At 40.0% G+C, this 15065-nt stretch carries 14 protein-coding genes; 9 read left to right on the top strand and 5 right to left on the bottom strand.

The genetic code is table 11. The annotated features are described in order from the left end of the window. Nucleotides 1–193 precede the first annotated feature (193 nt). The 5 genes from GD002_RS10090 (at nt 194) to GD002_RS10110 (ending at nt 3666) form a co-directional block, all read left to right on the top strand. Complete coding sequence (locus GD002_RS10090; RefSeq protein WP_153732242.1) at nt 194–673, top strand: cell wall elongation regulator TseB-like domain-containing protein; 480 nt, start codon at nt 194–196, stop codon at nt 671–673. A 37-nt stretch (nt 674–710) separates the two neighbouring features. Continuing rightward, entirely contained in the window at nt 711–1904 is a 1194-nt protein-coding gene (locus GD002_RS10095) for a pyridoxal phosphate-dependent aminotransferase (protein ID WP_153732243.1), read from the top strand. Nucleotides 1905–1967: 63 nt separating this feature from the next. Beyond that, nucleotides 1968–2678 carry a DnaD domain-containing protein gene (locus GD002_RS10100; protein ID WP_153732244.1) on the top strand — a complete coding sequence of 237 codons (711 nt, stop codon included), beginning with the start codon at nt 1968–1970 and terminating at the stop codon, nt 2676–2678. Nucleotides 2679–2686: 8 nt separating this feature from the next. Continuing rightward, a complete protein-coding gene (gene nth / locus GD002_RS10105) occupies nt 2687–3334 on the top strand; it encodes an endonuclease III (protein WP_153732245.1) in 648 nt (215 codons plus the stop codon). Next, nucleotides 3331–3666 carry a YpoC family protein gene (locus tag GD002_RS10110; protein WP_153732246.1) on the top strand — a complete coding sequence of 112 codons (336 nt, stop codon included), beginning with the start codon at nt 3331–3333 and terminating at the stop codon, nt 3664–3666. Before nth ends, GD002_RS10110 begins: the two co-directional genes overlap by 4 nt. 51 nt (nt 3667–3717) lie before the next feature. On the opposite strand, the gene GD002_RS10115 is transcribed toward GD002_RS10110, so the two are convergent. Both GD002_RS10115 and recU read right to left on the bottom strand, forming a co-directional pair. Continuing rightward, the gene (locus GD002_RS10115) at nt 3718–6417 is read right to left on the bottom strand and encodes a transglycosylase domain-containing protein (protein ID WP_153732247.1); all 2700 of its coding nucleotides are present in this window, start codon (nt 6415–6417) and stop codon (nt 3718–3720) included. Next, on the bottom strand, nt 6414–7055 hold the full coding sequence (gene recU, locus GD002_RS10120; RefSeq protein ID WP_153732248.1) for a Holliday junction resolvase RecU: 642 nt from the start codon (nt 7053–7055) through the stop codon (nt 6414–6416). The genes GD002_RS10115 and recU overlap by 4 nt, the downstream gene beginning before the upstream one ends. A gap of 186 nt (nt 7056–7241) precedes the next feature. Here recU and GD002_RS10125 point away from each other — a divergent pair, with 186 nt between their 5' ends. Then, on the top strand, nt 7242–7616 hold the full coding sequence (locus GD002_RS10125; RefSeq protein ID WP_153732249.1) for a YppE family protein: 375 nt from the start codon (nt 7242–7244) through the stop codon (nt 7614–7616). Beyond that, a complete protein-coding gene (locus GD002_RS10130) occupies nt 7609–9873 on the top strand; it encodes a DEAD/DEAH box helicase (protein WP_153732250.1) in 2265 nt (754 codons plus the stop codon). Before GD002_RS10125 ends, GD002_RS10130 begins: the two co-directional genes overlap by 8 nt. A 113-nt stretch (nt 9874–9986) precedes the next feature. Here the strand turns inward: GD002_RS10130 and GD002_RS10135 are convergent, their stop codons facing one another. From GD002_RS10135 to GD002_RS10145, 3 genes are all read right to left on the bottom strand, one after another. Beyond that, a complete protein-coding gene (locus GD002_RS10135; protein WP_153732251.1) occupies nt 9987–10433 on the bottom strand; it encodes a DUF4385 domain-containing protein in 447 nt (148 codons plus the stop codon). A gap of 71 nt (nt 10434–10504) precedes the next feature. Next, nucleotides 10505–11476 (bottom strand): SDR family NAD(P)-dependent oxidoreductase, encoded by a 972-nt coding sequence (locus GD002_RS10140; RefSeq protein WP_153732252.1) that lies wholly within the window; start codon nt 11474–11476, stop codon nt 10505–10507. A gap of 257 nt (nt 11477–11733) precedes the next feature. After that, a complete protein-coding gene (locus GD002_RS10145; protein WP_153732253.1) occupies nt 11734–13407 on the bottom strand; it encodes a ribonuclease J in 1674 nt (557 codons plus the stop codon). 232 nt (nt 13408–13639) lie between these two features. Between GD002_RS10145 and GD002_RS10150 the strand changes: the two genes are divergently transcribed. Both GD002_RS10150 and GD002_RS10155 read left to right on the top strand, forming a co-directional pair. Next, on the top strand, nt 13640–14290 hold the full coding sequence (locus GD002_RS10150; RefSeq protein ID WP_408020092.1) for a DsbA family protein: 651 nt from the start codon (nt 13640–13642) through the stop codon (nt 14288–14290). Beyond that, nucleotides 14280–14684 (top strand): disulfide oxidoreductase, encoded by a 405-nt coding sequence (locus GD002_RS10155; protein ID WP_153732255.1) that lies wholly within the window; start codon nt 14280–14282, stop codon nt 14682–14684. The genes GD002_RS10150 and GD002_RS10155 overlap by 11 nt, the downstream gene beginning before the upstream one ends. Nucleotides 14685–15065: the final 381 nt, after the last annotated feature.

Raw genomic sequence — 15065 nt, forward strand, 5'->3', positions numbered from 1 at the left:
AAGTGGAAAGCGCCGTCTAGTCTCGACAGGCACTGGAGGGCTTCCTGAACAAGATGCGCTTTTTGCACCTTTTCAGAAAGACCGAAGTGACCCGAGAGACTGGCGCTTGGAACTGGATGTCACCAAAAGTGGAAAGTAGGTTAGAAAATGAATCGAAAATTCGTTACGGTTCATTCGATAGGAAGGGGTACGTATGCTAAATTGGATTAAATTTCTATCCGTTTTTTTACTTACTCTTTTTATTACGATTACCATCATGGTTTTTTATCAAGCAGAAAAACCATTTGCCTCGTCTAGAGAAGCTGCCATTGATTTGGTTCGTAACGAAGGTGCACTCGAGATAGTCGACCGTGCAGATATTTACCATGGGACTGCTTCAATAGTTTCCGTATACGGTACAGATGAAAAAGGCAAGAGTAAAGTAATTTTGGTGGATGAAAAAGCTGGTAAAATCATCCGCACGGTTACACCAACTAAAGGTATTACAAAGCAAGAAGCCGCCGACATAGTGAAAAAGGAAGATCACGTCAAAAAAATTCTCCATACTTCATTAGGGTTGGAAAAAGAGACTCTGTTTTGGGAAGTGACATACCTAGGAGAAGATGAAAGCTTGAATTATGTCTATCTAAATTTTCAAGATGGCGAGTGGCGGAAGCGAATAATGCATTTATAGATTACTGTTGAATTAGGATTAAAGGAGAGCGGTCAGTTTGAGAAAACAATTAGCATCGAGAGTAAGTACTTTATCACCATCTACCACACTAGCGATTACTGCAAAAGCGAAAGAAATGAAGGCATCCGGCATAGATATTGTCGGACTCGGGGCAGGCGAACCAGACTATAATACACCTGAAAACATTTTGGAAGCAGCTTATCAATCGATGAAGGATGGCAAGACGAAATATACTCCAGCCGGAGGTCTTCCGGAATTGAAAGATGCGATAATTGACAAATTGAAGAGAGATCAAGGAGTAACTTATGGACGCAGCGAAATTCTAGTTGGTGTTGGGGCGAAGCATGTATTGCACACGCTATTCCAAGTGCTGTTGAATAAAGGGGATGAAATTATTATCCCTTCTCCATACTGGGTTAGTTATCCAGAGCAAGTGAAATTAGCAGAAGGCGTACCTGTTTTCATTGAAGGTACTGCAGCTGAGCAGTTCAAAGTAACGGCAGAACAAATTAGCGAAGCAATAACAGCAAAAACAAAAGCTGTAATTATTAACTCACCAGGTAATCCGACCGGCATGATCTATTCAAAAGAAGAATTACAAGCAATTGCTGAAGTGTGTCGTGAAAAAGATATTTGGATTATTTCAGATGAAATTTATGAAAAACTTGTATATGATGGCAAACAGCATGTGTCTATTGCACAATTATCAGAGGATGCAAAAGAACGCACGTTTATCATTAACGGGGTCTCCAAGTCCCATTCGATGACAGGCTGGCGGATTGGCTATATTGCGGGGGATGCAGAAGTAGTTGGAGCTATGACAAACTTGGCAAGCCACTCGACTTCAAACCCGACAACGACTTCTCAATATGCAGCAATTGAGGCTTACAATGGCCCACAGGATGCTGTGGAAACAATGAGAAAAGATTTCGAATCTCGATTGAACCGTGTCTATCCTAAACTATCTGCTATTCCAGGTTTCCATGTAGTAAAGCCTCAAGGTGCATTTTATTTTTTACCGGATGTGTCAGAAGCTGTTGAAAAAACGGGCTTTGCGTCAGTAGATGACTTTGCAAAAGCACTTTTAACTGAAGCGAATGTAGCTGTGATTCCTGGTTCGGGCTTTGGTTCTGATACGACGATTCGATTATCATACGCTACGTCAATTGACCAGCTAGAAAAAGGTATTGATCGAATTGAAAAATTTGTCAAGGATCATTGGAAAGCATAAAGTTCATCATAAAGAGAGTATAGAAGCAACTAGTTTGTTTGCTGATGAGAGGAAGTTTCAAACATGCAGCAAGATGAGCGGCTGAAAATTTGGATTGAGCAGGGAAATGTCACCATTTCCCAGCTCTTTTTTCAACATTATAAACAACTGCTGATTTCAGACAGTGACGCCATGGTGATTTTGCATATTATCGCATTTCAAGAAGCCGGAAATTATTTTCCGACGCCTACTGATATTGCGAATCGTATGCAGCAAAAAGAGAAGGATGTTACAGACTGCTTGCAACGTTTGATGCAAAAAGGTTTATTTACAATTGAACAAAGTACAGACGAGCTTAAAGTGTTACACGAACGTTTTTCTTTGTTGCCTTTGTGGAATCAATTAGTAGAAACGATCGAAACGAAACAAATGCAATCACAAGAAGAATTGAACAAAAAAGCGGAAGGGGAGATTTACTCTCTATTCGAGCAGGAGTTTGGACGTTTTCTTTCACCTATGGAGTGTGAAACGATTGCTATGTGGATTGACAAGGATGGTCACTCAGCTGAAGTGATCCGTGCCGCATTGAAAGAAGCAGTCTTAGCTCAAAAAATGAGCTTGCGTTATATTGACCGCATTTTATTTGAATGGAAAAAGAAGAATGTCAAAACATTACAAGACGTGGAAAGACAAACACAATCATTCCGGCCAGTGAGTGTTGCGGTCAATCATCAAACAGCCAATACTTCTGTTAAGCGTGTACCCTTTTATAATTGGCTCGAAGAACGGGAATAGGGGATAGTATGTTAACAAAAACACAATGGCAAGTCTGCTTGCAAACGTTCGAAGAGATGTTTCCGGATGCTCATTGTGAGCTCGTTCATAAGAATCCGTTTGAACTACTCATTGCCACTTTATTATCTGCCCAATGTACAGATGTCTTAGTGAATCGTGTGACAGCTGATCTTTTTCAAAAGTATACAGTTCCTGAAGATTATGTTGAAGTTTCTATCGAAGAATTACAGCAAGATATTCGTTCGATTGGCCTTTACCGTAACAAATCCAAAAATATTAAAGCATTAAGTGAACAATTGATTGAAGAATATAATGGAGAAGTGCCACCTAACCGTGATGTCATGATGACGCTTCCGGGTGTAGGTCGGAAAACAGCGAATGTAGTGGTTTCCAATGCGTTTGGGATTCCAGCATTAGCCGTTGATACGCATGTGGAACGTGTAGCAAAACGACTCGGGATGAACCGATGGAAAGACCGTCCTATTGATGTGGAAGAAAAAATCATGCGTTGGACACCGAGAGAACAGTGGACACAGACACATCATCAGATGATTTTCTTTGGACGTTATCATTGCAAAGCGCAAAATCCGAACTGTCCGGAATGTCCACTGCTACATTTATGCAGAGAAGGTCAGAAAAGGATGAAAGCCAAATGAATCAAGATGAACTCAAAGAATCGGTAAGACAATCATTGGAATTGTGGGATGACAAGAAGCCTGAATTAGAAAAAGCATATGCTTCACGTGATGATCAGCGGTTACTTTTATTGCAGTCAGCCATAGAGCAATTAGAATGTCTGATTCAGACTAGCGGAACAGTTAAACATGCGTATACAAACAGAATTCAGTATGTATTGGAGCCGAATAATTACGATGAACGAATCCAGTTCATCAAGCTTCAAAAAACAAGCCACTACGCATTGATTCAATTAACGATGCTGTACGAAGAAGTTAAAAAGAAAGCAGCTCGTTTGCGTGTACAGCGTTAAAATGAATGAAAGAAGAAACCGGCAAGAGGAATCGTCCTCTTGCCGGTTTCTTTAGTTAGTAGACTGTGAAGAATTAGGGGTGGAAATATTGGGATTGGAACCTTGATCTCCTTGGCCGCCATCGGGATTATTTTGATTTCCTTGTGAGCCACTTTGATTCCCTTGCCCCTGTCCTTGACCTTGTCCTTGATTATTTTGATTTCCTTGGTTATTCGAATTACCTTGATCACCTTGGTTTCCTTGATTATTCGAATTACCTTGCCCGGAATTACCTTGATTATTTTGATCTGATGAACCGTCATCATCTTCTTCGTTATCCTCGTTATCACTGTTCGGTACGTCGATTTGACCGTCTGGATTATCATCAGGTTCTTCAATAACAGGTTCGTCTGCGCCTTCTAGTAGCAATGTGGTAGAAGTAGGGCCGCTTGTGTACTCACCCATGCTAGCACTGACAGAGAAGGTATAGGTTTTACCTAATTCTGCTCCTGAGAAGACAGCTGATTCATCCGAAGTAGTGGTGATATTTTGAGTAGCGCCTCCATCGACCGACACGCCTACATTGAAGACAGGATCACCTAAGTCGTCGAATTCGTCCGGAACGTCATAGTTCCACTCTAGCTGTATAGAGTTTGTGTTCGCATCGAATTGTGCTGTTAAATCAGTTGGGCTAGGCAATGAAATTTCTTCAGGTACTTCTTGCTGAGTTGGAAGTGTGCCTCGAACAAATAATTCAGTCCGCACTAAATTACTAGGTGTGAATGAGCTCGCCAATGCGAGTGGATCACTGCCTTTTACAATAGCTGCTTGTTCCACGGAATTTGGTTGTGAGAATTGTCCCGGATTACTCGCGATACTACTCATCACGGTTTTAAATAATTTTTGTGGTACATAGCGTCCTTTATCGTATGTGGAGATAGGTGTTTTGTAATCCGCATAGCCACCCCATGTAGAGATGGTGTACTCCGTCGTATAACCCGTGAACCAAGTATCTGGTACATCGGTATTTTTTAAATTGTTTTTCTTAATGGTATCCGCAGCGTAGTTGGTTGTACCAGTTTTACCTGCAATATCCATTCCGCTAATTGCCGCATTTTTAGCTGTTCCATATGTTAAAACATCACGCAATACGTCTGTAATCATATAAGCGGTAGAATCCTTCATTGCGGTAACAGGGTCTGGTCGTAAATTTTTCTTTGTTTTTCCATCACGTAATGTGATTTCTGTTACTGCGTGAGGTTTTGTGTAAATTCCACCATTACCAAATGCAGCGTATGCGCCAGCCATTTGAATAGTAGAGAATTCATATTCGCCACCGCCTAAAGCATTACCTGAACTGATTTTATCGTAAGGTAATCCGAGTCCTGAAGCAAATGCCTTTGCATTTTTAGCGCCAACTTCTTCAAAGACTTTGACAGCAGGAATATTTCTTGAATAGTATAACGCCTCTCGCATTGTTAATGTACCAAGAAATCTGCCATCTGCATTATTGATAGACTTATTTGTTCCTTTATATTTGTATGGTTCGTCCACTACTTTTTGTCCTGTAGACCAACTAAAGTTCTCTATCGCAGGACCATAAGAAAGAATTGGTTTAATGACAGAGCCAGGCTGACGTTTTTGTTCTGCGAAGTTTAAGTTACGACCTGCATACTCGCGTCCTCCGCCTATCGCCACAATTGCTCCAGTTTTCGTGTCGAGGACAGTCATACCTGCTTGCATTTCATCTGATTCATAGTAGCTCGGATCATCAATTGCCGCTTCTACTGTTTCCTGTACTTTTGGATCCAATGAAGTCTGTACGGTGATACCTTCTGCCAACAAATCAGAGTAGCCAGCTTCTTCTAACTCATCCAAAACGGCATCTACATATGCAGGGTATTTCCCGTTTGTTTGACGTTCTTCTTCAGGTAATAAAGTGGAAGTGACAGGTACCTTTTTAGCAGCTTCCATCTCTTCTTTTGTAATTTTTTCATGTCGATGCATCAGTGTCAGCACAATATTCCGGCGTTTTTCTGCACGTTCTGGATGTTTGAACGGATTATAGCCATTTGGATATTGTGGCATTCCGGCTAACATCGCCATCTCTGGTAATTCCAATTCATTCAGTTTCTTACCAAAGAAATAGTTCGCACCTGTACCAAATCCATATCGATTGCCAGACATTAACACTTTATTGAAATACATTTCGAAAATTTCTTCTTTTGAGTATTCTCTCTCTAGTTTAAAGGCAAGCCATGCTTCTTGTGCTTTTCGCTTTAATGTTTTTTCATCTTTCAGGAAAGAGTTCTTAATAACTTGCTGGGTAAGTGTAGAAGCACCTTGCGAACCAAATCCCCCACGGAAGTTAGCAAGCACGGCTCCTCCCAAACGATAGAAATCAATTCCGCCATGCTTAAAGAATCGCACGTCTTCTGTAGCTAAAATCGCATCTTTCATTTGTTCAGGTATTTCATCATAGGGAACATAATCACGTTTTTCCGTACCAAATTTTAAAAACACATCTCCATCTTTTGTTAAGAAATTAGATGTAAGTGGGTCTTTTAGAAGCTCTTCATCTAAATCAGGTGCTGTACTGGCGTAAAAAGCAAATAATGCTCCACCACCAACTAAGACGGCAAGCCCTGCTATGACAATCGCCATGATGATTTTCTTAAACCATCCTTTTGGACCTTTTTTGCCTGGCTTCTTTTTTGGTTTAGTTTCCTGTTGTTTCCTTCTCGCGGTTCTAGAGTTTATATTGTCACTCATTCTCTTTCCTGCCTTTCAATGTCTTTATCAATATCTTTACGTTGAATCCAAAATTCAACAGCTTGTAGATAATCTAGCCGAGGTTGGATACCTGTCACGATTTCTATAGAGCATTCTTCCATTTCTTCAAGTGTAATAGATTTTCTTCCGCCGTTTTCCATTCTAATCCATAATGGATGGAACTGTTCAAAAGGCAATAGAAAATATCGATCTAAGGCGCTAAAATGGACAATAAAAAAAGCATGCCCTGCTTGATCATTTACTTGCTTCATATGCTGGACTTGGTGTGTATGAATGTTTTGCAAAGGCAAAGAAGTTTTGTTTTTAGTTTCCTTCGCTTCAAAGTCCACATACTGACCTTTCCAAACTCCGTTATAGTCTGTAGTAGAAGGTGTGCGGAAATAAGCTTCCGTGATGACGGCTGCGCTTCTAGCAGGGTACCGGACATTCACTACTTGAATAGGAACAGGCTTTTTATGAATAACAGCTAGTCCGTGCGCCAGATAGTATTCATTTGTTTCGTTTAGTTCATCCTCCAATGATTTACCCCGGTTACTGAAGGAGTAGTCATACGTTTTCTTTTTTTGTGTAGGTACTGACGGATTATATTTTTTCCCATTAGGATAACGAATCGCCAAAGTGACCACCTCGTACTCTTAATCATACCATACCCACTACTAGACGAGTTACCGAAAAGAAAGTTTCACAACTATATAAAGCTTTGAAAAAATCGATTGCGGAATACTTGTTCGTAGGAAGTGGAGTGGGAAGTGGTTTTCTGATAAACTAAGGCTAGGGAAAGAATGAAGAAGGGGTTATATACAATGAGTTTACTTCAAAATACAAATAGCTTGCTCGTGATCTGTGATGAGTGTGAGCAACGTTTTTATAGAATGAGAGAGACCGACCATACGCCTGATTTTTTTGAGGAAGTGAAGCCTTATGCAGATCAGAGTCATCGGGCGATTGCAGATTGGGCTACTGATATGAAGGTTTGGATCAAATTAAGGAAACCACGATATGTACATGATGTGCAAATTGATTCATTGAAAGATTCAATGACTCAATTCGTTGTGCAGTCTTTTTATAAAGAAACAGGGAAAAAGCGTTTCATCCTGTCGATTAATGCCGCCCGTTATACTTTACAAACGGTTGTGAACGCGATGGATGAAAAAGGAGAGGATTCTTCGAATGAATAAGTCAAACATACCTGATGTCATTCAGCAACTATTTTCTGATCCGCGCTTTGGGCCGAATATTTCCTACATTGAAACACTGAAGGAACAAGAGGCAATTGTTGCTGATTTCCCTCCTACATTGCATACATCTATACGTCAGGCATTGGCAACAAAAGGCATCACGCAATTGTATAGCCATCAAAGACAGGCGTTTGACGCGGTTAGTGAAGGGAATTCCATTACCGCAATTACACCAACGGCATCCGGAAAATCACTCTGTTACCACTTGCCAGTATTGCAGTCGATTTTGGACAAACCTTCTTCCCGCGCATTGTATTTGTTTCCAACAAAAGCGTTGGCACAGGATCAGCTGGCGGATTTACATGACTTGATCGAAGCTAGTGGCGAGACGATTTTGAGCCATACGTATGACGGTGACACGGCCCCTGGATTGCGGTCGAAAGTGCGGAAATCTGGACATATCATCTTGACGAATCCCGATATGCTGCATTCCGCTATTTTGCCTCACCATACGAAATGGATTTCATTATTTGAGAATCTGAAATATATTGTAGTCGATGAACTGCATACCTATAAAGGGGTATTTGGCAGTCATGTAGCGCATGTACTGAGAAGATTACAACGGATTTGTCGTTTTTATGGCAGTGATCCGATTTTCATTTGTACGTCCGCAACGATTTCGAATGCTAAAGAATTAGCGGAGAATTTGACAAATAAGGAAATGGTGCTCATCGATCAAAATGGGGCGCCTCGCGGAAAGAAACATTTTGTCTTTTATAATCCCCCTATTGTCCATGACGTCTTCGGCATACGCAGAAGTGCTGTATTAGAAGTAAGAGATCTGGGGGCGTTTTTATATCAGCAGCATATCCAGACGATCATCTTCGCCCGCAGTAGAGTCCGTGTCGAGATGCTTGTGACGTATATGAAGGAATTGACGAAAAAGAAATTATTTGATGAAACCGTAATGGGTTATCGTGGGGGCTATTTGCCGTCGGAGCGTAGAAAGATCGAAAGCGGATTGAAGAACGGTGACATCCGCACAGTTGTCAGTACGAATGCACTGGAACTTGGGATCGATATTGGGCAGCTGCAAGCATGTATCATGACAGGTTATCCGGGAAATATTGCGAGTGCGTTGCAGCAGGCGGGTCGTGCGGGAAGACGGCAAGAAGATGCACTGATCATTTATGTAGCACAGTCGATGCCTCTTGATCAGTACATTATTAAACATCCTGCCTATTTGCTTGGGCAGCAACCAGAAGAGATTCATATACATCCAGATAATATGCTAATTTTGATGGATCATTTGAAATGTGCTTCATTTGAATTACCGTTTAGTGCAACGGAAACCTATGGTGAATTCGAAGTACAAGAATTACTGGCATTTTTGCAGAGTGAAGGTGTATTGCTACAAACTTCCGATAAATGGCATTGGATGACGGATCGCTTTCCAGCTGGAGAAATCAGTCTGCGTTCCGCTTCCCAGGAAAATGTGATTATTATTGACCAAACATATCCGAAAGAGACACGTGTTATCGGGGAGATGGATCGTTTCAGTGCGATGACCTTGCTGCACGAAGAAGCGATTTATTTGCATCAAGGCACGCAGTATCAAGTGGAGAAATTGGATTGGGAAGAAAAGAAAGCGTATGTCACTGTAGTGGATGTTGATTATTTCACGGATGCGAATTTAGCAGTGGAATTAAAAGTGATCAGTGAAGATAAACGAATGGAAGACGGGGAACGGACGCTAGCTTATGGTGACTTGGCGGTGTTGGCGATTCCGACTATTTTTAAGAAGATTAAGTTCGACACACACGACAATATTGGATCGGGACCGATTTCATTGCCAGCAGAAGAAATGCATACATCCGGTACTTGGCTGACGTTTGATGTACCGGAGGACTGGGAGAAATCTGAGCTGACAGATGCCATGACAGCTGCTGCTTATGCTATCCAGTCTTTGGTTCCACTGTTTATCAAATGTGATCGCAACGATATCCATGTCGTACCACAAGTGAAAGCGATTCATATGGAAGCTCCGACCTTTTTCATCTACGATAGCTATCCAGGTGGAATTGGTTTAAGTGAGAATATTTATGGGCGTTGGAAAGAATTGCTGATGCTGGCTGCTGATCATGTGGCAGAGTGCCATTGTGAGTATGGCTGTCCGGTTTGCATCGGTGCGCAAGAGGCAGGGCAGACTGAGAATAAGTGGAGAGCACAGAGTTTGCTGGCGGAGTTGGCGAAGTAATTAGTTGGAGCTTACCTTACAGTTTCCTCATCAGAAACTTAAATTGCTTACTATAAAAAAAGCGATGAATGGCATTGGAACAACATTCATCGCTTCCTATTTTAAAACTGAGCTCATCCATAGATCTTCTGATGAGCTTTTTTCCGTTTGATATAATCTTCGTCCTCACGTATAACATCCCAACGCTTTTTAAAAATATCTGCGGATTTTGCCTTTTCTAAATCTATCTCGCGTTCTTTTAACGTGCCATCCATATTATATTTCCGTCCACTTTTATGGTTTGCATAACGGCGTGAGCGCGTATAGCCCATCTGAATGAATTTACGTGCCATGTCCATTCCGACAAAGTCATTTTCTTTACGATACGCTTCAAACAGTTCACATATTTTATCGGCCGACTTTTTCGCGATCTCGGGAGTCTTAAAACGCCAATGCGGTAAAATTTCACTTTTGTATGGTTCTACTAGTAAAACACCTTGCTCGCCTTTTCCGACTTTATATAATTCAGGATGTTCACGTAAATCTAGCGCACTATAGTCGAGATCATAATCGAATGGCATACCATACACATCCTTTTTAAACTACGGTACCCATCTTAGAACTTTGAAAAACATTTTCTTTAAACAAAACACTACAATAAAGCCTGTACTCTATTGGCATCGATTTTTTCATTAGTAAGCGATTTGCACAACGTCCATATTTGTTCCATATTTTGAGGATCCAATGCATAACGTGGATAGGTGCTAAAGCCAAAAATATTCTTTACTTGGGCAACACCTTTTTCAGTTATAGAAGGGGTGATGATATTTTTGTGATGATTGATAAATTGCCCAGTACTATTTTTAAATTCATCTGACGTGCATATGTGAAAATAATTATCTGCCATATACACCGGTAAAGGATTCGTTAGATTTTGTACCCATGCAAGCACTTTCCAAAAAGACCGCATTTTATTGATCGTTTCTTTTGATAGTTTTACACGATTAATTTGAATCGCGTTAATTTTAATACCTAGGTGTTTATACTGTTCTGCCATTTTAAAAGTGAGTATCAAAAGCGCCATTTTCGAGTCGCCATACATCTTATACTTACTGTAAGGTCTGACATCTTTCAGTTCCCCGCGTAAATTATCAAACTCGATTTTTCGTTTTGGGTCAAAGAAGTTTTTGACATTGGTTGTACAGGCGTTAAGGACTCTTGGATCTGGAGATTTTGCAAGAAGGTCCGCGAGTAAATGAGTTAGTAAAAATGGCCCGAATGCATTTGTAGCAAAAGATAATTCGATTTGATCGGCACTAAGTTTGTACTCTTTTTCTCCATGATTTAAATAAGCCGCATTATTAATTACTATGTCCAACCGCGAGTAACTGGATTTGAAAATCTTGCAAAATCTCCGTATAGAATCAAAAGAAGAAATATCAAGTTCAAGTAGATCTACATGGCTGTTTTTTGTACTAGCGATAATCTCATTTTGGACAGGGACACTAATTTTCATATTGCGGCAAGCCATAATCACATGATAGCCTTCTGATGCAAATTTTAGGGCAGCTGCTCTTCCGATTCCTGAGTTAGCGCCCGTAATCATCACATACTTTTCTGTCACAGACATTCTCCTTTACCTAATGAAATAATAAATTGCTTCACCATTTATTTTATATTTATAGGAATTTTTTTCAATAGGAACTCATGATTCCTACTTGTATGTTATGTAACGGAACGTATGTTTATTTTGGAAATCTATCATCTAGCAAATTGCGAAGTACAGCACTTTTTTGAATATCTGGCGTAATGACAAAGAAGAGTAAGCCAAAGATTGATGGCTAAACGCCTCTTCTAGGTAGTTTTAAGTTACTTCACTAATCAAATCTCAATTAAAAACGAAAGGATCATGGGCCTTCTTTTCGTTCGTGCAAATAATAAGGTTTCTACTGACTTCTTTACATTTTGTCTAATAACAGATCGTTTACTGCCATTTACAGCTTTCAAGTTAGTAACAGTCGTCTTCACTACTTCATTCACTTCATTAATAAGTTCTTGAGCATCCGGTTGGTAAACAAAACCACGAGTAATCGTATCTGGTTCAGAAACTAGTTGGCCGTCTGTTTTATTTATCGTCATGATAATCACGAGCATTCCTTCTTCTGAAAGTACCCTTCGATCTCGCAACACAATATTTCGCACATCGCCTACGCCTAAGCCGTCAACGAACACACGGCCAGCATGAACTTTTCGTGTTTGGTACGCTTTTTCATGATCTACATCGACAACGTCTCCGTTATTAATTATAAATATATTTTCTCTCTGCACTCCGACAGATTCGGCCAGTTGTTGATGCTTATAGAGCATCCTATATTCACCATGGATAGGAATGAAATATTTCGGCTTCATAAGCGTTAGCATGAGCTTTAGTTCTTCCTGATTCGCATGACCTGAAACATGCATACCGGTGGTTCCTCCTGATCCGTAAATTACATTGGCCTGCAGAAGGTATAAATTATCAATAATTCGAGAGACATTTTTTTCATTACCTGGAATAGGGGATGAAGCTAAAATGACAGTATCATCGGGAAGCACTTCTACATGTCTAAAGTTGGAACTCGATAAACGTGACAAAGCAGCCATCGGTTCGCCCTGGCTACCGGTACATAAAATGGCCACTTTTTCAGGATCCATTTTTCCTACCTCATACGGTTCGATCAACATGTCGTCAGGAATTTGTAAATGACCAAGTTCCGAGGCGACGCTTACTACATTGATCATGCTTCTCCCTAGTAATGCGAGCTTTCTACCTGTTTTTTCTGCGGCATCGATGACTTGTTGAACACGATGTACATTGGATGCGAAAGTAGAGATAAATACTTTTTTACGTGCTTTTCTGAACTCTTCTTCAATATGTCCACCGATCGTCATTTCGGAAGGGTTAAACCCAGGACGCTCTGCATTGGTACTTTCAGAAAGCAACATTAACACACCGTTTTTTCCGATCTCTGCCATCTTGTGAATATCCGGAGCATCGTTATTCACTGGTGTTAAATCAAATTTGAAATCTCCTGTATGGACGACTGTTCCGATTGGAGTATCAAACACAATTCCTACACAATCGGGAATACTATGATTCGTTCTAAAAAACGTGATGGCTATATTTCCAAATGATAATTTAGATTCATCATTTATGATCGTTAGTTCAGTTTGTCGAAGTAACCCATGTTCTTTCAACTTAATATTGATTAGTCCAGCGGTTATTGCTGTTGCATAAACAGGGATATTCAATTGTTGTAAAAAATATGGAATGCCTCCAATATGATCTTCATGACCATGCGTAATTAGTAATGCTCTTACTTTGTCCTTGTTTTGCTGTAGATACGTAATATCTTGAATGATCAAATCAATCCCTAGAAGACTTTCGTCAGGAAATTTTGACCCGCAATCAATGACAAATATATCGTCTTCATATTGCACGACATACATATTTTTACCAATTTCATTTATTCCGCCTAATGCAAAAATCGACAAAGTATTTTCAAGTGTGCTCATAAATCGTATCTCCTTATATGACAAGAATACATAAAGTATGTCCCTAAATACGAAATTTAATAAGGTGCCATTACACAAACTATTAGCAAATCTCTTTTATCGTTCGATTTCATTGACGAATAATGCTGCATCAGACTACAATAATTAAGCAAAGTGGTAAGGCTTCTGGAACTTACGTGCTTTGCCACGCATTTACATAATGTCTTTGTAACATATTAAGTGGGATCAAGGAGTGGGTATATTGTCTAAAAAAATATTTTGGCTTGTAGGTATTGTTGCAGTTTGTATCATTGGGATCATTGTATTAACGGATAAAAATGAAGAATCTGTTGCTATTGATTATGAAAATCAGCCGTATGTAGGCGAAGCTTCGGCACCTGTAGAAATTGTAGAATTTGGAGATTATAAATGTCCAAGTTGTAAAGATTTTAATGATCAGCTTTTCCCGCTTATTCAGGAACAATTTGTTAAGACGGGGAAGGCAAAGTTTTATTTTATGAACTACTCATTTATTGCGCCAGACTCAACAACAGCTGCACAGTTTGCAGAGACGGTCTATAAAGAACTAGGCAATGAAACGTTTTGGGCATTTCATCATCTGCTTTTTGCCAATCAGCCAACATCTGAACAGGCCATCGTGTTTACAGATGAAGTGTTGGAGAAAATGCTAATGGAAGTTGCTAGTGAAGAAGAAGCGAGTCAAGTTATGGCTGCGCATAGTGACAATAAAGGAAAAGACGCATGGGAAAAAGATATGAAGACTGCTAAAAATCTAGGCATCTCCTCTACACCTACCATCTTTATCGGTGGCAAAGAATTCAAGGGACGTACAATGGATGATTTTGCGAAAATGGTAGAAGAGGCTGAGAAGAGTGCTAAATAAACCTCTTCTGTTTGCGTGGATTGTATCACTAGTAGCGATGATGGGAAGTCTATTTTTTAGTGAGCAAATGGGGTTTGTCCCCTGTACATTGTGTTGGTATCAACGAATAGTAATGTATCCGCTCGTATTTTTGCTAGGTATTGCATTTTACAGGAATGATAGGGATATTTATCGGTACGTACTTCCGATGTCAGTCATCGGTATTATGGTTTCGGGCTATCATTACGCATTGCAAAAAATTCCTTCATTAAATGAATTCAGTGTATGTGCAAATGGCGTACCATGCTCAGGGGAGTATATTAATTGGCTTGGCTTTATTACGATCCCTTTTTTATCATTTATGGCGTTTTCAATCATTACAATAATGATGTTGCTAGTTAGAAAGAGTAAATAAGGGGAGGGTACCTGCGCAAGAAACTATTGTGTTGTCGCGCAGGTACTTCATCCCATTACTCCGATGACTGCATGCGCTTAAGGACTTCTTTATTTTTTCTTTAAACAGTTCATTATGAACGGAAACGAGACCACATGTGAATTGTGTTTTCATTTCATCAACTAAAAAAGACAATTCCTTTTTAGTAACGGGTTCGGTTGAGGGAGAGAAAAACGCTAAAATCAATGTAAATAACAACCTAAACAGCATATGTTTCGACAACGAATCAGTAATAGAAAAACAAAAAACGCTCAAAATTTTGAGCGTTTCAGACTGTAGACAAAAGGGTTGGAAATCGTAACGATTTCCAACCCTTTTGTCATTTCGGTACTAAAATCAGAG

The organism is Sporosarcina obsidiansis (assembly GCF_009651005.1).
GTDB classification, from domain to species: Bacteria; Bacillota; Bacilli; order Bacillales_A; family Planococcaceae; genus Sporosarcina; species Sporosarcina obsidiansis.

What these genes read in the sequence shown, in the direction of transcription:
- GD002_RS10090 (WP_153732242.1), top strand. Translation starts at nt 194, where the DNA reads ATGCTAAATTGGATTAAATTTCTATCCGTTTTTTTACTTACTCTTTTT.
- GD002_RS10100 (WP_153732244.1), top strand. Translation starts at nt 1,968, where the DNA reads ATGCAGCAAGATGAGCGGCTGAAAATTTGGATTGAGCAGGGAAATGTC.
- nth (WP_153732245.1), top strand. Translation starts at nt 2,687, where the DNA reads ATGTTAACAAAAACACAATGGCAAGTCTGCTTGCAAACGTTCGAAGAG.
- GD002_RS10110 (WP_153732246.1), top strand. Translation starts at nt 3,331, where the DNA reads ATGAATCAAGATGAACTCAAAGAATCGGTAAGACAATCATTGGAATTG.
- GD002_RS10115 (WP_153732247.1), bottom strand. Translation starts at nt 6,417, where the DNA reads ATGAGTGACAATATAAACTCTAGAACCGCGAGAAGGAAACAACAGGAA.
- GD002_RS10125 (WP_153732249.1), top strand. Translation starts at nt 7,242, where the DNA reads ATGAGTTTACTTCAAAATACAAATAGCTTGCTCGTGATCTGTGATGAG.
- GD002_RS10130 (WP_153732250.1), top strand. Translation starts at nt 7,609, where the DNA reads ATGAATAAGTCAAACATACCTGATGTCATTCAGCAACTATTTTCTGAT.
- GD002_RS10135 (WP_153732251.1), bottom strand. Translation starts at nt 10,433, where the DNA reads ATGCCATTCGATTATGATCTCGACTATAGTGCGCTAGATTTACGTGAA.
- GD002_RS10145 (WP_153732253.1), bottom strand. Translation starts at nt 13,407, where the DNA reads ATGAGCACACTTGAAAATACTTTGTCGATTTTTGCATTAGGCGGAATA.